Origin of the sequence: Bartonella sp. WD16.2 (assembly GCF_002022505.1) — a bacterium.
GTDB lineage: Bacteria > Pseudomonadota > Alphaproteobacteria > Rhizobiales > Rhizobiaceae > Bartonella.
This window is the reverse complement of sequence record NZ_CP019781.1, coordinates 1,714,224-1,735,523: the sequence shown is the minus strand read 5'-3', so window position 1 is coordinate 1,735,523 and position 21,300 is coordinate 1,714,224. Positions and strand designations below refer to the sequence as shown.

The window sequence follows — 21,300 nt, the reverse complement described above, 5'->3', positions numbered from 1 at the left end:
CCATTCGTGACTAGGATAAAATGTTAACAATTTATTAAAAAAAAGAAATTTGCATAATTGAATGGCAATAGAATATTATGGCACCCACACTATTTTCCATGAAGTGGTTCTCTTCTCAAAAAACAGAAATTTGTTATTTTTCTGAAACTAATTCCCCTATTCGTTCAACTGATAAATCGCAAGAAGAGCTTTATAAATTAGGCCATAATATAGCTTCGGGCAAAAAAATTTCTCTTCCTGAATACAAGGGAGAGAGTGATTTTCGCAAACGATTAACTGAAAATGCTAAACTTATCCTCCACGCTTTCCGCATGAGTGATGTTACTGCACGTAACAATGAAACTATAGCACCATCTGCTCAATGGCTTATTGATAATCATTACACCATTGACAAAACCATACAACAGTTACGCTGTAATTTTCCAAAAACTCTCACTAAAAAACTTCCTCTCGATGAACAAAAAGAAGGGATTCCACGTATTTTTGTTTTAACCTGGCTTTACATTGCCCATACAGATAGTAGTTTCTCACAAGAAACCCTTACAGCTATGGTTAATGGCTTTCAGGAAGTATGTAACCTTAAAATTGGCGAATTGTGGGCCTTGCCTTCTGTTATTCGTATGATTTTAATTGAAAATGTCCGTCGTCTTTCATTGCGTATTGAGCAAGCACAACATATGCGCTACCTCGCCAATCAAGTGGCTAACAAAATTACCCTTGCGAAAGATGAGATTGAATTACACAACCTTTTCACTCTTTATGAAAAATTCACTGCCAATTTAACCTTTTCAACTCATTTATTTTATCGTCTGCGGGGTGCATCTGTTGATGTTACAATGGCACTGACTTGGCTTGAAAAGCAATTGCATCATCACGGTAGTAACCCAGAAATTGCAACAGCTGATGAACATACCCGTCAAGCAAAAGACGGTGTGACCATGGGCAATATTATTCGTGCCCTCAAAACTATTGATGACATTGATTGGACAGCGTGGTTTGAAACCGTTAGCCATGTGGACTCCATTCTGCGTCAAAACAGTGATTTTTCTGAACTCGATTCTCATTCACGTAATACCTACCGACAAGTAATTGAAAAAATCGCATCCCATTCTTTGCTCAGTGAGTTGGAAGTTACGCACAAAGCTGTAGAGATGACGCAAATCTTTCTTGAGGATAACGCTCATCAAAATAGTTCTTCTATTGGCTGGTACCTTGTTGACAACGGGCGTTATGCCTTTGAAAAAGCTTGTGGGTACACTCCACCCCTTTTTATAAGATGGATACGCGCTTACCATCGCTTAAAAGTAGGAACAATTGCAATTCCCGTTTCTATTTTAACGCTTATTCTTTTGCTTGTAACTTATACTCTATTACAAATATCCAATCTACCGCCACGGATGAACCTTACTTTTACCGCTCTAGCACTTTTTCCTGCCATGGAGGCTTCTTTTTCCTTTTTTAACACTGTTGTTTCATGGTTTATCCCACCAAATCAACTCATTGGTTATGAATATAAAGAGGGAATTCCTAAAAACGCACGTACAATGGTTGTCGTGCCTACTTTAATTACATCATATGATTATATTGATGAACAAGTACGTAATCTTGAAGTACATTATCTTTCTAACCCGCAAGGTGCTATTCATTTTGCGTTAATCACAGACTGGGCAGATTCTTCATTAGAAGAAACACAAGATGATCTTGATTTGCTGCATTATGCACAAGAGAGCATAGCTAAACTTAACCGCCGCTATCATCGTGATAACATTCCTTTATTTTTCCTTCTTCATCGCCGACGCCTTTACAATTCTAGCGAGAAATGCTGGATGGGATGGGAACGTAAACGTGGTAAACTTCATGAGCTCAACCTTTTACTACGAGGAAATCAAAATACGAGTTTTTATACTCCAGATCCACGCCTTCCTCTAGATTGTCGTTTCGTTATGACCCTGGATTCAGATACACGTCTAACCCCTGAAGGAGTTACTAAACTTGTTGGTAAGCTCAACCACCCACTCAATCATCCCGTTTTTGACCCCAACAATGGAACAATTGTAAAAGGCTACAGCATTTTACAACCACGTATTACACCTTCTCTTACAACAGGAAAAGAAACATCAATTTTTCAACAAATTTTTTCTACTAATCGTGGAATTGATCCTTATGTCTTTGCTGTCTCTGATACTTATCAAGACCTTTGGGGAGAAGGAACTTTTACCGGCAAAGGTCTTTATAATATCAATGCATTTGAGCAAGCACTTAATGGAAAAATCAAAGAAAATACTGTTCTTAGCCATGATCTTTTAGAGGGTAGCTATGCACGTGCAGCACTCGTAAGTGATGTGGAAGTAATCGAGGATTATCCAACAGCCTATAACATTGACGTTGCTCGTCATCATCGTTGGATTCGTGGTGATTGGCAATTATTACCTTATCTTTTTAAGCGCTGTCAAATTAATCTTATGAATCGCTGGAAGATCCAGGATAATCTACGCCGTTCTCTCACACCACTTATATGGCTAATTGCAGCAATCATGGGATGGTCTATTTTATCATTAAAGATAGCAACCATCTGGCAAATATTTTTGCTGATCAGTCTATTTATCTCTCCAATTCTAAGTATGCTTCAGACATTCATGCTATTCAGTCTTGATCATTCTTTGCGTGGACAGCTGCAATTAATTTTGAGCAGTATTACTTCAACGACAGCAGAAATACTTCTTAAAACTACTTTTATTGCTCATTCAGCTTATTTTACAACCGATGCAATTATCCGCACTTTCTATCGTATGCTGATTTCAAAACAGCATCTGCTTGAATGGAAAACCTCTGCTGCAACAAAATTAATTCCTAATAGTTTAAGCTTCTATATCCTCACAATGTGGCCAGCATCATTGATTGGTTTAATTGCCATAGCGCTACCTATATCCTTCTGTAGCCCAACAATCTTCATTGCTTTGCCCTTTGGACTAGTTTGGTTTTTCTCACCACTCATCGCGTGGATTGTGAGTCAACCAGCAACATTTCAAGATATGCTTGATATATCCTCAGAAGATGAAAAAGCACTTCGGTGTATTGCACGACGAACGTGGCTTTATTACGCAACTTTTGTCAATGCGCAAAACAATTATTTGCCACCCGATAATTTTCAAGAAGATCCCGAACCCCTTGTTGCTCAGCGTACATCCCCTACCAATATTGGAGTTTATCTTCTCTCTACTATTGCCGCACGTGATTTTGGTTGGATTAGTTTTGAAGATGCTATTACACGCATCAAGCGTACATTAAGAACCCTTGAAAAAATGGAAAAATTCCGTGGTCATCTCTATAATTGGTATGAAACAGACACACTTAAACCTCTATTGCCAACTTATGTTTCAACAGTTGATTCAGGTAATCTCGCCGGTCATTTAGTGACACTCTCTTCGGCTTTAAGTGAATGGGCTGAAACACCTGACATGTTTTTACAAAGTGATCCAGAAGGTTTACTTGATGTTAGTGATATTCTTGAAGAAACTTTAAAAGAGATTCCTGATAATCAGCATTTTTCACGCTCCCTATACCAACAGATCGAAGAACGCATTGCTCACTTTCGTCGTGTTATCAATATTTTCAAAGAAAAGACAGAAACTGTAACTCTCCGCACTACTAATCTTCCACTCTTAGCTCGTGATATTATGTTCTTAACAGAGGAACTTGATAAAAAAATTCAAACTGTAGAATCTGCCCACGCGTTGTCTTGGGCTAAATGTCTTGTAGAAACCTGTGAAGCACATCACCACGATATTACCTATAACTATGATATAGAAAAACTGCGCAAACAATTAAATACTTTAGCGACAAAAGCACGACAAATAGCTTTTGATATGAAATTTGACTTTTTAGAACAACCTGAACGACAACTTTTGTCTATTGGCTATCGTGTTCAGGAAAATAAACTTGATGAAAGCTGTTATGATCTTCTAGCTTCAGAAGCACGTCTCTCAAGTCTTTTCGCCATTGCCAAAGGCGATATCAAATTCAAACATTGGTTTCATCTCGGTCGTTTACTCATCCCAATTGGTTGGAAAGGTGCTTTATTATCATGGTCGGGATCTATGTTTGAATATCTTATGCCTTCTTTGGTCATGCGTGAACCCCTAGGATCCATACTAGATCAAACCAATCGATTGATTATTCGTCATCAAATACAATACGCCCATAAACGGGGACTGCCATGGGGTATTTCAGAAGCTGCATTTAATGCACGCGATCATTTAATGAATTACCAATACTCCAATTTTGGAGCTCCAAGCCTTGGACTTCAACGCGGTTTATCACGCAATGCCGTTATTGCTCCTTACGCTAGCATTTTAGCTGCGCAATATATGCCAACTCAAGCTCTCATAAATTTAAAACGTTTACGTGATCTTGGTGCTTTAGGAGCCTATGGATATTATGATTCTATTGATTTTACTCCTTCGCGTATACCAAAGGGAGAACAATATGCTATCGTGCGTAATTATTATGCGCACCATCACGGCATGTCAATTCTTGCAATTAATAATGTCATTTTTGAAGGACGAATGCGTAATCGTTTTCATTGTGATCCCGTCATTGAAGCAGCACAATTATTGTTACAAGAAAGAGCCCCCCGTCAAATTCCTATCATTCACACCAAAGTTGCCAACCCAATGCGCAGTGATTCTGGAGAATTTGATGATGCCCCTTTGCGCATTATCACAAACCCGCTTCTCAAACCCCGTGAAACTTTGCTTTTATCTAATGGTCGTTATTCCACAATGCTAACAGCCAATGGTTCCGGCTATAGCCGTTGGCATGATTACGCTATCACACGCTTTATCCCTGATGCATCAGAAGATCAACAAGGTACTTTGTTTTTCCTACGTGATACCCAAAATGGGCGCTGGTGGTCTGCCACCGGTGAACCAACACGCATTGTTGAAGAAAAATCAGTCACCATTTTTACAGATGAAAAAGCTGAATATACAAAAACGGTTGATGGTATAAAATCAACTCTTGAATGTCTTGTAGCATCTGAAGGTGATGGTGAAGGCAGGCGCCTTCAGCTTATGAATACAACCAATAAAGATCATCTGATTGAAGTGACATCTTATGGTGAACTAGCATTAGCAACCATGGATAATGTTTGTGCTCACCCTGTTTTTTCACACATGTTTGTAGAAACAGAAATTGCTGATTCAGGTGGAACGATTTTTGCTAAAAGGCGCAAACGCGCCCCTAGTGACGTGGATATTCATATTGCCCATTTTGTCACTGACCCATCTGGAACTATTCCAAAATCAGAAGCTGAAACTGACCGTTATATTTTTATTGGTCGTGGTCGATCTATTCATCGTCCAGCTGCATTTGATCAAAATGCCCACTTTAGTAACCGGCAAGGCTGTGTTCTTGACCCGATTATCTCAATCCGCTGTTATTTAAAAATTCCAGCACATGAAAAAAGAGAACTTATTTTTTGGACATTTGCAGCTCATTCAAAAGAAACGCTGCAAAATCATATTGAACGTTATCGACAACCTAATATGTTTCAGCGGGAATTTTCTATAACATGGACACGCTCGCAAGTTTCACTATTTCAAAACAATATCCGTCCCAGAGAAGCTATTGCTTATCAAAAATATGCAACACCACTTATATATCCCGACCGAACATGGCGTCTTCCCTCTAAAACGCTCGCTAATACTCTTGGAAAACAATCTGATCTTTGGCCAATGTCCATCTCAGGAGATTATCCTATTTGTCTTCTCAGAATTGATAGTAAAACGAATATAACTGTACTACGCGACCTGCTTAAAGCACATGAATATTGGCGTATGCGAGGGTTAATTGTTGATATGGTTGTTTTGAATGAACAGGCATTTTCTTATATACAAGACACTCAACGCGCTATTGAATGGACATGTGAATCCTATCGTCGTCATGCCAACGAAATAAATGAAAATAAACACATTTTCACCCTTCAACGTGATCAAATGAATGAGCAAAGTTTCAAGACACTTCTTGCATCAGCCCGCATCATACTTCATGCCCAAAATAGTTCCTTATCTGAACAGCTTAAATGTACAGAAAATATTGATTCCGATCTAATAACTCGCAATAGTAGGCAAAATTTTAATCACAAACTAAATCACAGCAAACATGACAAAAAAAGACAAGTAGAAACGCAAAATGAACAAAATTCACCCACTTCTATTGGTCTTATAGCTCAACAAAAACAATCATTTCCTCTTATTAATGGAAAAGACCTGCGTTACTGGAATGGTTATGGAGGGTTTAATCAGCATAATCATTATGTGGTGCATCTCAATGGACATACCACCACACCACAACCGTGGATTAATGTAGTTGCTAATCACAGTTTTGGCTTTTACGTATCAGCTGAGGGCGCAATTTTCACCTGGGCTAACAATAGTCGTGATTATCACTTAACCCCTTGGACTAATGACCCCGTTTCCAACCGCCCAGGAGAAGCATTGTATCTTGTTGATCGTCTTTCCTTTAAACGTTTTTCTCCAGTCTCTGCTGTTGAATGTAATGATAGTGTTGTTTACGAAGCTTGTCATGGTTTTGGATTTTCAACTTTTAAATCCACACATTCCAATATTGCATTAGAACTTACCCATACACTCGATCGAGAAAGGCCTGTTCGTTTTTCACGCCTTATTATTAAAAATGAAAGCAAAAAACCACGCAGCTTACGTCTTTATAATTACGCTGAGTGGGTTTTGGGTAATGCACGTACAAAATACACTCCCTTTATCATCCCCTCTTACGATCCCAAACGTGGTGCACATTTTATTCAAAATCCTTATCATATAGAAAGATCTCAACAGGTCACTTTTTTATCAGCATCCGAAATACCAACCAGTGTTACGACTGATCGCACTGAGTTTATTGGTTCAATAGGAACAGTTAAACACCCTCATGCTATTTACAAAGCTGAAGAACTTTCAAATACAGTAGAAGCAGGTCATGATCCTTGCTCAGCATCAGCTTATGATATTTATCTATTACCGGGTCAAACAAAAGAGATTACCTTTTATCTTGGCAGTGCTGAAAATAGACAAGAAGCTGAAAAATTGCTGGACCAAGTGCGTATGAATGATTTTCAAGTTATTCTTGCGCAACAAAAACAGCAATGGAATGATTTTGTTTCTCCTTTGCAAGTTAAAACTCCTGATCCCTCTTTTGACATTATGGTCAATCATTGGCTTCCTTATCAAATTTATGCATGCCGTATGATAGCACGTGCAGCTTTCTACCAAGCCAGTGGTGCATTTGGCTTTCGCGATCAGTTACAAGATAGTTTATCTTTGTTACTACTTAAACCACAATTAGCGCGTGAACAATTGTTAAGCGCTGCAGCCCGTCAATTTGTTGAAGGTGATGTACAACATTGGTGGTTTCCTGATACTAAAGCTGGTGTTCGTACACTCATTTCTGATGACGTAGTCTGGCTTGCTTATGGAACAGCCCTTTATGTCAATACTACTGGTGAGCATACATTTCTTGATACTCCTATTGCTTTTATTGAAGGAGCTCCTCTCAAAACAAGGCAACACGATGCTTATTTTCACCCCACACAATCATCAAAAATTGCAACACTTTATGAACATTGTGCTCTAGCTTTAGATCTTACTATCAAACGTTGTGGTCCACATGGCCTCCCACTTATTTTAGGTGGTGATTGGAATGATGGTATGAATTTGGTGGGCGTGAAAGGAAAAGGTGAAAGTATTTGGTTGGGCTGGTTTCTTGGTACCACATTACAAGCATTCATTCCCATTGCTAAAAACCGCGGTGACGATAACCACGTTAAAGCATGGAGCACACACCTTAAACGTTTAACAAAAGCTCTGGAAAAAAATGGTTGGGATGGCGCTTGGTATCGACGTGGTTATTTTGATGATGCAACCCCTCTTGGTTCTCAAATAAATACTGAATGTCAAATTGATACCATCGTTCAATCTTGGGCTGTAATTTCTAAAATGGCATCTCCCAACCGCCAAAAACAAGCAATGATGTCAATGCTTGATCACTTATGCGATGAACAAAGTGGGCTTATTCGTCTTTTCTGGCCACCTTTCAATAAAAGCACTCTCGAGCCCGGCTATATTAAAGGATATCCACCGGGAATTCGAGAAAATGGTGGCCAATATACTCATGGTGCTATTTGGAGCATTATAGCACTTGCAGAAATAGGTGAAATAGATAAAGCATACAACTTATTTTCCATGATAAACCCTATCACCCATGGTCAAAATCCTGAAGTTTACCGTGTTGAACCTTATGTCATGGCCGCAGATATCTATGCTGTTGAACCACATCGAGGACGAGGTGGTTGGACATGGTATACGGGTTCAGCAGGTTGGTTTTATCGTGCAGCGACAGAAACTATTCTTGGGATTCACATCCAAGCCAATCAGTTATTTTTACGTCCACATTTGCCTTCTTGCTGGCCTGAATATGAAGTAAAAATTAAATTTTATGAAGCTGTTTATATTATTAAAGTTAAATGGGCTTCAAAAGATACACTCAGTGTTAACAGCAAAGAATATGCTAACATTGATACAGGTATAGAACTACAAAAAACAGGTGTTCATGAGATCATACGTACTCTTAAATCCCCAACTCCAAAAAAATGAAAAACTTTTTTACACTATTCACAGTTATAAAGCTGTTATAGTTTTTGCATCTCTTTTGATGACTATATTGATACACAACAGTTTTAGATTTCACTCAGCTTGAAAGAAAAGGGTTATGAATCATACAGATATTGCTAGACGCGTTTATAACCGCACATGGAAACTTGACCCTATTATTCGCTCGCTTCTTGATACGGATTTTTATAAGCTTCTTATGGTGCAAATGATTTGGGGACTTTACCCAAATATTCATGTCACCTTTTCACTCATAAACCGTAGTAAAACAATTTGCCTTGCTAATGACATTGATGAAGGTGAGCTACGCGCGCAGCTTGATCATGCCCTTAGTTTACGCTTTACCAAAAAAGAAATAATCTGGCTTGCTGGTAATACATTTTATGGTCGCAAACAAATTTTTAAACCGGATTTTCTTCATTGGCTTGAAAAATTTCAACTGCCCGAATACGAATTAACCCACAAAGACGGCCAATATATTCTACATTTTCATGGTCCATGGGCTTATAGTTCTATGTGGGAAATCCCTGCCCTTTCTATTATCAGTGAATTACGTTCACGCGCTGCAATGAAAAACCTCGGTCGTTTTGCACTCGATGTCCTTTATGCCCGTGCTAAAGCAAAAATGTGGAGTAAAATTGAACGCCTTAAACAATTGCCTGACCTTAACATCGCTGACTTTGGCACTAGACGTCGTCATTCTTTTTTATGGCAACGTTGGTGTGTAGAAGCGTTAAAAGAAGGAATTGGCACCTCCTTGGTGGGATCTTCTAATATCCTTCTAGCAATGGACACAGACTTAGAAGCTCTTGGAACAAACGCACATGAACTACCTATGGTTATCGCAGCCCTTACCAACAATGATAATGATTTGAGCCAAGCACCTTATAAAGTTCTACAAAATTGGAACCGCTATTATGGTGGAAATCTTTTGATTGTTTTACCCGATGCTTTTGGAACAGAAGCATTTTTACGCAATGCACCAGACTGGGTAGCAGACTGGACAGGTTTTAGAATTGACAGCGCTCTACCCATTGAAGGAGGTGAACGCATTATAAAATGGTGGCAAGAAAAAGGAAAAAACCCACGAGAAAAATTATTGATTTTTTCCGACGCGCTAAATGTAGACACAATTGAAAAAACCTATCATCACTTTCATGGTAAAATACGCATGAGTTTTGGGTGGGGAACAAATCTCACCAATGATTTTGAAAATTGTGCGCCTCAAAGCATTGCAAACCTTGCAGCTGCTTCCCTTGTTTGCAAAGCAACCCACGCCAACGGTAGACCAACTGTAAAACTTTCAGATAATCCTGAAAAAGCCATTGGAGATGCACAAGAAATACAACGTTATTTGAATTTTTTCAATCCTGAAATATCCGTTTCAAAGCTATCAAAATTTAATCGTTAACTGATTAAATAAAAAAGAAACCAACTATGAAATAAATCATTACCCAACTCAAATAGTGGGTATTATTTCTATTTCTCTTAATATGCAAAAACAATATCATTAAACGAGTGCCTCTTATTGCTTATAAAACGATTTGGTCAGCACCCAATAAAGCATTTATGCACATTCCACCAATAATAAATGATTTTAACTAGCGTATCATTCTATCTAGCGGACATACCATTTACTACTTTAGAAAATCCGACATACTGGTGTGCGTATTGATATTGATAGATGAAAACCTTATCTTAAATATTTTTTAACTAGACAATTCTCTGAAAATAGCCTCAATAAAATAAGAAAAATGCAAGACAGACTCAATTAATAAAATTTTTTATTTTGGTAATGATGAAGATGACGACGTAGATGAGGATGGGCGCGTCATAATATAAATAGCGATTACCAGCAAAATAATTGCAGCTGATAAAGCGAACCATAAAGCAGGATGTACAATTATTAAAAATGATAAAAAGCCACCGGTCATACTTACCACTGCAAAAATTTTAACAAAAGGCGAGATGATTCTCTTTTCTTCCCATTGCTTAATGGGTAGACCAAAAATTCGATGATTATGCAACCAACAATGAAACCGCGGTGATGAACGGGCAAAACACCATGAAGCAACCAACAGAAAAGGTACGGTTGGCATAATAGGTAAAACCACACCTATCAAACCTAATAAAACCATCACCCCACCCAATATAGAATAAAAAACTCGTAAAGGGCGAGATATCTTAAAATTTTTTTCTATCATTTATCGCTGTTTCTTTTCTCACTTAAATACCATGACGTGAAATTTTGCCTTTTATATATTTAGCACATAATCTTACTGAATACTCTCCATCAACAAACATATTTTCAAAAATGACCATTGCCTAAAATGTAGAACAATTTATGCAATATGATGATCATTTAAAAGTTTTCAAGAAATGAAAATAAGCTTTTAGGACATTCAAAAATAAAAAGGCTGCACGATAAATCAATGCAGCCCCTTAATTACGAATGCAGTGTTGGGAGGAGAAAATACTGCATTCATTGGCTAGATATTAGGAGGAAAATAACCCAGCACTCTTCCATTTAATAAAAAGAAAAATTTAAAACAACATATAAAAACGCATGGCTGCTATGCAAGGATTTATTATACTTGTGTTTCCCGAATTGCAGCCTGTTGAACAAAAATCCATATAAAAACAGCAGCAAAGATTAGTGTCAAAATCAATACAATTGTAGAAGCAGAATCAGAACCAATGAATAAGCTTAGATAAATTCCTAAAAAACTAGAAAAAACAGCAATCAATACAGCAATCAAAAGCATAGAAAAAAAACGCTTAGTAATAAGATAAGCAATTGCTCCTGGTGCAATCAACAAAGAAATAACCAAAATAATTCCAACTGCTTTTAAAGCCGCAACAATCGTGAGAGAAATCATTGTCAACAGAGCATAATGGAGCACTGATATCTGTAATCCTATTGCACGTCCTTGAATCGAATCAAAAATATACAGCATAAAATCACGCCATTTTGTCCCCAAAATTAAAGTGACGATAATAGAAATTATTGCTGTCTGCGTAATATCAAGCCAATTAACGCCCAAAAGATTACCGAATAAGATGTGATTTAAATCTAAATTACTATAAATTGCCGTTGCTAAAACAAGCCCCAAACCAAACATAGACGAAAAAACAACACCCATGACCGTATCCTGTTTTATACGGCTATTGCTCCCTAAAAAACCTGTCGTGATGGCACAAATCATACCAGCAATAAAAGCACCAAAAACAATTAAAATCATCGTAACATTAGCGGGATGTAGATGATGAAACCAAGAAAACGGCAAAGAAGCTAAAAATGTTATCACCCACGGTGTTGTCATATAACCAACAACCACACCAGGAAAAACTGCGTGAGAAATCGCATCTCCTAAAAGCGCCCACCCTTTTAAAATAAGAAAACAAGAAAGCATAGCCATTGGAATGGACAGAATAACGGTAATAGCCATACCCTTAATCATAAAAGAAAGCTGAAAAGGGAGTAGTAATTGATCTATCATATTTTTTTTGCCACTCTCACACGCAAACGGGCAGCGAGAAAACCGTATTTTGGAGAAAAAATAAAAGCTATAATAAACAGAAACGCCTGAAAAAGCACAACAACACCACCGGTATGCGCATTTAAAAAATAACTCACATAAACACCCAGTACACTCGTAAATGTTCCAATTACTACTGCAATTATCAAAAGATTTAAAAAGCGATCATTTAAAAGATAAGCCGTAGCCCCTGGTGTCACCACAAGACAAATAACCAAAAAAGCTCCTACCGTTTGCATAGCAGCAACAGTACAAGCAGCAAGCAGCGTAAAAAAGAGAATTTTCAATAGCTTTACATTCAATCCAAGAGCACGTGCATGACTTTCATCAAATAAAGAAACTAATAAATCTTTCCACTTCGCACATAATATCAACAAAGAGAAAACACTAATACAAACTAACTGCATAATATCTGATGAACTAATTGCTAAAACATTTCCAAGAACAATCGTATCAATGTTAACAGCCATTGGTTTTAATGACTTTAAAAACAATCCAAGAGCAAAAAAGGAGGAAAAAGTTAAACCAATAATCGTATCTTCTTTCAGTTTTGTTCGATGGTTAAGAAATAACATCGCGGCAGCCGCAGCCCCACCAGAGAAAAAAGCTCCAAGCGAAAAAGGCAATCCTAAAAGATAAGCCCCAGCAACCCCAGGCACAATCGAATGAGAAAGTGCATCACCAATCAACGACCAGCCCTTTAACATTAGAAAAGCCGAAAGAAACGCACAAACACACCCAACTAACCCCGAGACCCACATTGCATTGACCATATATTGATAGTTGAATGGCTCAAGTAACCAAGATATCATGAAACGTGCTTTCGCTCTTGATTGTAGTCAAAAAATAAAGGTTCTTCACCATCTGCAAAAATATTATCTTTTTTTCCACCTTGGAAATCAATATTATGACGGTGTAATGCACCACCAAAAGTTCGTTCAAGATTTTTCTGCGTGAAAACCATTTGTGTCAATCCAGAAGCTAAAACAGTTCCTTTTATTAAAACCGTACGATCACAAAATTCAAAAACAGAACTTAAATTGTGGGTAGAAACTAATATTATCGCACCTTCTTTACGCAGGTCTTGCAACAAAGCAATAATTTTATCTTCCGTTTTGACATCAACCCCCGTAAACGGTTCATCTAATAAAATAGCTTTTGCCTCCTGTGCTAAAGCACGGGCTAGGAAGACACGTTTTTTCTGTCCGCCAGAAAGCTCCCCAATTTGGCGCTTAGCAAACGCTAACATATCAACACGCTCTAAAGCAGAACGAACGGCTTCGCGATCTTGCGCGCGCGCATAGCGAAAAAAATTCATATGGCCGTACCGCCCCATCAATACAACATCCTCAACAAGAACGGGAAAATCCCAATCAACATCTTCACTCTGAGGTACATAAGCAATGAGATTTTGTTTCAAAGCCTTTTTAACTGGCAAACCTAAAATACGAATTTTCCCCTTTGAAGGCTGTACAAATCCCATAATAGCTTTAAATAACGTTGACTTTCCTGATCCATTAACTCCGACTAATGCTGCAATCGAACCAATTGGATTCTCAAAACTTACTTCGCGCAAAGCCATATGCCCATTGCGATAAATCACTGTTACATCTTGAACAGATATTCCAGATTCACTCATTGACCTTTCACCCCATCAGATAACCCCTGGGCAATACGTGTACTCGTAACACGTAACAAATCAATATAGGTTGGAACCTCACCGCTTTTTTCACTTAGTGAATCAACATAAAGAACACCGCCATACCGAATGCCTGTTTCTTTTGCAACTTGTTTGGCGGGTGCAGCAGAAATGGTGCTTTCAGAAAAAATGACTTGAATATGATATTTACGAACCATATCAATAACATGCTTAACTTGCTGTGGTGTTCCCTGTTGATCAGCATTGATTGGCCATAAATAAAGCTCTTTTAGACCAAAATCACGAGCCAAATAGCTAAACGCACCTTCACTGGTTACAAGCCAACGCTTATCTTCCGACAATGCTTCCAATTCAGCTTTGATCGGGTCAAGACTTAAACGAATTTTTTGCTTATAGATTTCAGCATTTTCCTTATAAATACTAGCATGCTCAGGGTCATATTTTACAAAAGCATCGCGAATATTATCAATGTAAATCAACGCCAAAGTCGGTGACATCCACGCATGAGGATTTGGTTTACCACTAAAAGGCCCCTCACCAATTGCGATCGGTACAACACCTTCTGAAACAACAACACTTGGAACATTTTTAATATTTTGAAAAAATTTTTCAAACCAAAGTTCTAATTCTAGTCCATTCCACAATATAAGATTGGCACCTTGCGCACGCATAAGATCGCGCGGTGTAGGCTGATATTCGTGAATTTCAGCACCTGGTTTAGTAATGGATTCAACATCAGCAACATTACCTGCTACATTACGTGCCATATCAGCAATAATAGTAAACGTTGTAACAGCTTTAAACTTGTTAGCACTCAAAGCTAAGTTAGGAATTAAAAGGATTAAACCTAAAAAAAATGCAGTAAAAAACGCTTTTACTTTCATCGATCTACTTTCTATTGCAAATGATTTGCATTATCAATTAACAGTTAATTTCTACCTTTGCAATGAAAAATTATCCAAAATAATGGTTTTTTTCTGTTATTTTCAGTTATTTAAAAAATTCTCTTTTACACCTAAAAATGTTTATAATTTCAATTAATAGCCTACTGATATGAAAATCAATTTCGAAAAATTCTAGTTTAATGGCCATGTTTACTGCTCTAATACTCAAAAAAAATACTTAAAAAGCGCTTATTATAAAATAATTCATACAACAGAATAGTAACAAACTCTGCAAACCATAAGATCAGCAACGCAAATATGCACCCGTCGCTTTAATAACATTTTCCACTACCTTCAAAGCAAGTTCTTCGAGATCTTCATCTGTTAAGGTTCGTTCAACGGGTTGAATAGCAACTTCAATCGCTACAGACTTTTTATCCTCACCAAGACTTGGATCTTCAAAAAGATCAAAAATCTGTACTGAATGAATAAGTTTTTTATCTGCCCCACGTGCAGCATTAACAATTAGAGAAGATGTTATTGTTTTATCAACCACAAATGCAAAATCGCGTCGTACCATTTGAAAAGGCGATAGTTTTAAAGGAGAACGAATTTTTGTTGCTTTTTTCTTTGGTTCCGGAATTTGGTCAAGGAAAACTTCAAAACCGCATAAAGGATCGCTAACATCTAATTTTTCTAATGTATCAGGATGAAAAACACCAAAAAAACCAAGAATAACCTTTGGTCCAAGCTTAATAACACCTGAGCGACCAGGATGATACCAATCAGGTGTTTCAGTCCCAATTTGTACTTTGCTAATATCTACACCACACGCTTCTAAAACAGCCAATACATCTGCTTTGGCATCAAAAACATCAACTGCCTTTGCATTTCCACTCCAAAAACGTCCAGAACCTTCAAATTTTGCTGTACCACGGCGAATACCACCAGCAACACACTGTTGTTCATCAGATGCATTACCTTTATAGATGCTTGAAACTTCAAACAAGGCAAAATCCGGGAAACCACGATCAACATTTCGCTGTGCAGCAATAAGCAAACCAGGCAAAAGAGAAGGGCGCATCACCGACATATCAGTTGCAATAGGATTTACCAATTTAAGCTGCGCTTGACCACCTCCAAAAGTAAGCGCCTGATTTTCAGAAATAAATGACCAAGATACAGCTTCCACCATGCCTCTACACGCTAAAGCCCGACGAGCAACACGTGAAACAATTTGCGAAAACGTTAGAATTTTATTATTTCCCCCAGTAAAATCTTTCAATGGTATAGGTTTAATTTTATCCAGCCCATAAATTCGTATCACTTCTTCTACTAAATCAGCTTTGCCCATAATATCAAAGCGCCATGTTGGCACTTCAACCGTAACGACATCTCCTTCCCCTTTAATACCAAATCCAAGCTGTTTTAAAATAACAACGGCTTTTCCACGTTCTATTTCTAAATTAGTTAAACGTTTAATTTCAGAAAATGGAAAGCTGATCTGTTTAACTTCTGGCTTCTGATAGCCAACAACCTGCGCTTTTGATACCTCACCACCACAAAGATTCAACACCAACTGTGTGGCAATCTCAAGCCCTGATTCCATAAAAGCAGGATCAACACCCCGTTCAAACCGATAACGTGCATCGCTAACAAGGCCTAATGCGCGACCGGTCTGTGCAATACTGCGTGAATTCCAAAGAGCTGATTCAATAATAACACGGCGTGTCATTTCATCACAACTCGTTCTGACACCACCCATAATACCAGCAATAGCAACAACCCCTTCTTCATCCGCAATGACACAATCCTTAGTACCTAAATTATAGATTTTACCATTCAGAGCTTGAAGTTGTTCACCTTCACAACCACGACGTACTCTTAAAGCCCCTTTAACCTTATCCGCATCAAAAACATGAAGTGGACGACCAAGATCAAAACTTATATAATTTGTTGTATCAACCAGCGCATTAATCGGTCTTAAACCGATTGCATTCAAACGTCTTTGCATCCATTGTGGTGATGCATTATTTCGCACATTACGCACTTCACGCCAAGAAAAGCCTAAACATAGTGAGGTACTTTGAAAAAAATCCAAAGTAACTTGGACCGATGTTCCAAAAGAGGTATCAAATTGCGGTATCGATAATTCTTTTAATCGCCCAATGCCAGCTGCAGCTAAATCACGAGCAATCCCACGAACACCCGTGCAATCAGAACGATTAGGCGTCAATCCAATATCAATCACAGGATCATTCAAACCTGCATAATCTGCATACGGCACTCCAAGAGGAGCGTCCTCTGGCAATTCAATAATCCCATCATGTTCATCTAACAACTTAAGTTCTGCTGATGAACACATCATACCAAAACTATCAACACCACGGATTTTCCCCACAGATAATGTCACATCAAGCCCCGGTACATAAGTGCCTGGCAATGCAAGAACACTAACAAGCCCAACACGTGCATTTGGTGCTCCACACACAACTTGCACAGGTGCACTAGATCCTGTATCTACTGACAAAATTTGCAATTTATCCGCATCAGGATGTTTTACAGCTGTTAAAACCTTTGCATTCACAAAACCCGCTAAAAAAGCGTAATCTTCAACATGATCAACCTCAAGACCAATAGCTGTCAGTTTATTACAAATTTCATCTAAAGATACATCTGTTTCTAAGTGATCTTTCAACCAAGACAATGTAAATTTCATCTTAAAACCTCACATGAAAACCGTGACAAAATTATACACTGCTCAAGCCAGTAAAAAGGGCAGGCACATCAAAACAACGAAAACCATAATGATTTAACCAACGTAGATCAGTCTCAAAAAAAGCCCGCAAATCAGGCATGCCATATTTTAACATAGCCATACGATCAATCCCCATACCCCACGCAAATCCTTGATATTCATCCGGATCAAAGCCAGCATTCTTTAACACATGAGGATGCACCATGCCACATCCTAAAACCTCCAACCAATCACGACCTTCTCCAAACTTCACTTCTGAACCGGAACGATTACATTGAATGTCTACTTCCATAGACGGTTCAGTAAAAGGAAAAAAAGATGGGCGAAAACGCATTCTTACCGAAGATACTTCGAAAAAAGCTTTACAAAAAGTTTCATGAAGCCACATCATATGTGCAATAGTAGAAGTTTTATCAACCACCAATCCTTCCACCTGATGAAACATTGGTGAATGCGTTGCATCAGAATCCATACGGTAAGTTTTTCCAGGAATAATGATGCGTATTGGTGTTTGTTGCTTTTCCATCACGCGAATTTGTACTGGCGATGTGTGCGTACGCAATAATTTCCGATTTCCCGTTTCATCCACATCAAAAAAGAAGGTATCGTGCATTTCGCGCGCTGGATGATTTTCAGGAAAATTCAATGCAGTAAAATTATAATAATCCGTTTCAATATCTGGCCCCTGCGCAATAGAAAAGCCCATATTCGCATAAATAGCTATGATTTCATCAATCACTTGCGAAATAGGATGGATACGACCACGCTCTATAGGTGAAGAACGAACAGGCAAAGTTACATCAATTGTTTCCTTAGAGAGACGTACAGCTGTTGCGTGACGTTTGAGAATATCGCGCTTTTGCGACCATAACTCTAAAATACGATTTTTTAACCCATTAAGTATCGGTCCGACTTTGTGGCGTTCATCAGCATCCATCTTCCCTAATGCTTTTAATTGTTCAGAAATGCTACCCTTTTTACCCAATGCCGCAATACGTATCGCTTCAAGTGCCTGTTCATCATTGGCTGCTTCTAAAGCTAAACAAATTTCTTGTTCTAGACGTTCAATATCGTTCATATTTCTGCCTATTTTACATTAAAAAAACCGCACCAGTAATAACCAGAGCGGAATCTCAAATAAATAAATGCTTTAAGAAAACGCAACTGGCTTACTTGACAGCGCCTTCAAAAGCATTAGGCGTCGTATCTTTTAAATATTCTAAAGCTTTCTTTGCAGAAACCACTAAAGCAGCAAATGCTGCGGGCTCATAAATAGCTATATCAGACAGAACCTTACGATCAATTTCAATACCGGCCTTTGATAGACCGTCAATAAAACGTCCATAAGTTAAACCTTCTACACGAACAGCTGCATTGATCCGCTGAATCCATAAAGAGCGGAAAGTACGCTTGCGGTTTTTACGATCACGATAAGCATATTGCTTTGAACGATCAACCGCTGCTTTAGCTGCACGAATGGTATTTTTACGCCGACCACGAAAACCTTCAGCTTCTTTAAGAACTTTTTTATGTTTAGCGTGAGCTGTAACACCTCTTTTTACACGTGCCATATGATAATCTCCTATGAATCAAAAGTGCAAAGCTTAAATGCCATTCGGTAAATAATACTGAGTAATTTTTTTAGCATCTGATTCAGCTAGAATCATTGTTCCACGTGCATCACGAATAAACTTATTAGAGCGTTTAATCATACCATGACGTTTGCCTGCTGCTGCTGCTTTCACCCGACCTAGTGCAGTAACCTTGAACCGTTTCTTAGCAGATGATTTGGTCTTCATTTTGGGCATTTTGCTACTCCATATGTTTAAATTTGATCAAACTGATCAAAACTTGAATAAGCTATTTAAACAGCCACGGCATGCCCTGCCGGGCGGTTCTAACCATGTTTTCATAAGCCAGTATACATAAAATAGCAAGGCCGTATTAAAAAAAAACAGGAGCTCTATTTCCTTTAACCTCAACCAAGGGTGCTGGCATGGCATTTGTTTTGATTACTGCTTTGCAAAGATCAGCAATAATGCACTGTGTACAGAGTGCTTTACGCGCCTTGCAAATGTAACGCCCATGTAAAATGAGCCAATGATGAGCATAATGCATATAACAAGCTGGTATAATTTTCACTAACTTCTCTTCAACTACCTCTGGTGTTTTACCTGGTGCTAAACCAAGACGGTTTCCAAGGCGCAAAATATGCGTATCTACAGCTAGAGTAGGTTGACCAAAAGCAACATTCAAAACAACATTAGCCGTTTTGCGCCCTACACCAGGTAATGCCATAAGTGCTTCGCGACTATCAGGCACCTGTCCATCATATTGATCAATTAAAAAACAACAAAGTGCGTAAATATTTCGGGCTTTTGCACGCCAAAGACCAATGGTTCGGATATAAGATGCGATCCCTTTTTCTCCTAATGCAACCATTTTTTCCGGTCTATCCGCAAGGGGAAATAACTCTTGTGTAACCTTATTAACACCAACATCTGTAGCCTGAGCTGAAAGAATAACTGCAATCAAAAGAGTAAAAGCATTCGTATATATAAGATCGCTTTTGGGAGTAGGGCGTTGAATAGAAAAACGGCGAAAGATTTCTGCAATTTCATCTTTTCTATATAATGTTTCGACAACTTTTTGCGCTTTTCTCAATTGCCTTGTCTTTTCAGTCATTAACCTTCTTTCTCATTTCCTTTGAAGTTATTGCTCACGCTTTTAGCCCACATAAGAGAAATATGAAAAATGCTTTTTAAAGATTTGTCAATTAATCACTTTAAAGTATAATTATTACAATGATACATATTCTATCCTTTTCTTTTTGAATTTGAAAAAAATAAAACATCACAATACATTGATATAACTAATAAGTTATAAATAGTGAGTATTTTCATAAAAATAATGAGAAGAATTATACGTGCAAACTCTAGCTATTATCGCCACTAAGGCTTAATAAGCTTAAACTTCCTCTGGAAGGAATTAACCGGCTATTCACAGTAAACAAACAGTTAAAGCTATATCAATATTTCTATCATGGTATAACTTCGCATAAGCTCCAACACGCTTTTCCTCTCATTAAAGATATGTATAGCATAAGTACTAAGTTGAAAAATAATCTTTTATCAATTATTCTTTATTCATTAAATGCAATAGATCTAATTCAAGTCAGCAGCGAAAATAACAAAAGTCAATGCATAAAGGACCAATGAAATGAGTGAGCATAAACAAATCTTGTCGTTACAAGACACTGCCTCTTCTAATGAAGGACAGATTGCTTATTTAAAAAAAGTTTGTACAGACGATCTAGCTAAAAATTTTCCAGATCTTCCGCCAATGACTCCAGGAATTACAATATGGGCTCTCTTTGGCGAAACAGGTCATCCAATCATTTTGTCCGATGAACGCTCTATCGCTCTTGCAGGTGCCAATGAACACGAGTTACAAATTGTCACACTGCACTAAACTATTTTAAGAAAAATTATGAAATCATCTAATCTATGAATTTAGTATTGTAGCTATTTTATAATCTTAAATCCTACTACAAAGATTATGTAGATATATTATCTCTTTTAGAAATGAGAAAAATGAACTTATTTTTGTAATATTATATTACTGTGGCATCAGGGGATATAACTGTATTTTCCCAACTAAGTATGAGCTTTAAAACTTAAAAAGCTTCAACTAAACAAAATAAATCTAACCTACAGAAACAGAAGTGATCAATCATTTGCTCGTACATCATCCGCAACAAATACAAATTTCCCAA

The 21,300-nt window shown here is 37.8% G+C and carries 13 protein-coding genes; 3 read left to right on the top strand and 10 right to left on the bottom strand.

Features of this window, described 5'->3' with window-relative positions; all coding sequences use genetic code 11:
* Positions 1 to 77: 77 nt before the first annotated feature.
* Together BWD162_RS07520 and pncB are read left to right on the top strand one after the other, a co-directional pair.
* The gene (locus BWD162_RS07520; RefSeq protein WP_078706078.1) at positions 78 to 8,669 is read left to right on the top strand and encodes a GH36-type glycosyl hydrolase domain-containing protein; all 8,592 of its coding nucleotides are present in this window, start codon (positions 78 to 80) and stop codon (positions 8,667 to 8,669) included.
* A gap of 115 nt (positions 8,670 to 8,784) precedes the next feature.
* On the top strand, positions 8,785 to 10,095 hold the full coding sequence (gene pncB, locus BWD162_RS07515) for a nicotinate phosphoribosyltransferase (RefSeq protein ID WP_078706077.1): 1,311 nt from the start codon (positions 8,785 to 8,787) through the stop codon (positions 10,093 to 10,095).
* Between the two features lie 373 nt (positions 10,096 to 10,468).
* Here pncB and BWD162_RS07510 read toward each other — a convergent pair whose 3' ends face one another.
* The 10 genes from BWD162_RS07510 to nth form a co-directional block, all read right to left on the bottom strand.
* Positions 10,469 to 10,885 carry a YbaN family protein gene (locus BWD162_RS07510; RefSeq protein ID WP_078706183.1) on the bottom strand — a complete coding sequence of 139 codons (417 nt, stop codon included), beginning with the start codon at positions 10,883 to 10,885 and terminating at the stop codon, positions 10,469 to 10,471.
* Positions 10,886 to 11,272: 387 nt separating this feature from the next.
* Positions 11,273 to 12,184 carry a metal ABC transporter permease gene (locus BWD162_RS07505; RefSeq protein WP_078706076.1) on the bottom strand — a complete coding sequence of 304 codons (912 nt, stop codon included), beginning with the start codon at positions 12,182 to 12,184 and terminating at the stop codon, positions 11,273 to 11,275.
* Positions 12,181 to 13,035: a metal ABC transporter permease gene (locus BWD162_RS07500; RefSeq protein ID WP_078706075.1), complete on the bottom strand. Its 855-nt coding sequence runs from the start codon at positions 13,033 to 13,035 to the stop codon at positions 12,181 to 12,183. Before BWD162_RS07500 ends, BWD162_RS07505 begins: the two co-directional genes overlap by 4 nt.
* Entirely contained in the window at positions 13,032 to 13,862 is an 831-nt protein-coding gene (locus BWD162_RS07495) for a manganese/iron ABC transporter ATP-binding protein (protein ID WP_078706074.1), read from the bottom strand. Before BWD162_RS07495 ends, BWD162_RS07500 begins: the two co-directional genes overlap by 4 nt.
* The gene (locus tag BWD162_RS07490; RefSeq protein ID WP_078706073.1) at positions 13,859 to 14,767 is read right to left on the bottom strand and encodes a metal ABC transporter substrate-binding protein; all 909 of its coding nucleotides are present in this window, start codon (positions 14,765 to 14,767) and stop codon (positions 13,859 to 13,861) included. Before BWD162_RS07490 ends, BWD162_RS07495 begins: the two co-directional genes overlap by 4 nt.
* A gap of 304 nt (positions 14,768 to 15,071) precedes the next feature.
* Positions 15,072 to 17,486, bottom strand: coding sequence for a phenylalanine--tRNA ligase subunit beta (gene pheT / locus BWD162_RS07485; protein WP_078706072.1), 2,415 nt, complete (start codon positions 17,484 to 17,486; stop codon positions 15,072 to 15,074).
* Between the two features lie 31 nt (positions 17,487 to 17,517).
* A complete protein-coding gene (pheS, locus tag BWD162_RS07480; RefSeq protein ID WP_078706071.1) occupies positions 17,518 to 18,603 on the bottom strand; it encodes a phenylalanine--tRNA ligase subunit alpha in 1,086 nt (361 codons plus the stop codon).
* Between the two features lie 91 nt (positions 18,604 to 18,694).
* Positions 18,695 to 19,096 (bottom strand): 50S ribosomal protein L20, encoded by a 402-nt coding sequence (gene rplT / locus BWD162_RS07475; protein WP_078706070.1) that lies wholly within the window; start codon positions 19,094 to 19,096, stop codon positions 18,695 to 18,697.
* Positions 19,097 to 19,129: 33 nt separating this feature from the next.
* Positions 19,130 to 19,333 (bottom strand): 50S ribosomal protein L35, encoded by a 204-nt coding sequence (gene rpmI / locus BWD162_RS07470; RefSeq protein WP_078706069.1) that lies wholly within the window; start codon positions 19,331 to 19,333, stop codon positions 19,130 to 19,132.
* A gap of 136 nt (positions 19,334 to 19,469) precedes the next feature.
* Positions 19,470 to 20,210 carry an endonuclease III gene (gene nth / locus BWD162_RS07465; RefSeq protein ID WP_078706068.1) on the bottom strand — a complete coding sequence of 247 codons (741 nt, stop codon included), beginning with the start codon at positions 20,208 to 20,210 and terminating at the stop codon, positions 19,470 to 19,472.
* Between the two features lie 534 nt (positions 20,211 to 20,744).
* On the opposite strand from nth, the gene BWD162_RS07460 reads away from it, so the two are divergent.
* Entirely contained in the window at positions 20,745 to 20,996 is a 252-nt protein-coding gene (locus tag BWD162_RS07460; RefSeq protein ID WP_078706067.1) for a DUF1150 family protein, read from the top strand.
* The last annotated feature ends 304 nt before the right edge of the window (positions 20,997 to 21,300 follow it).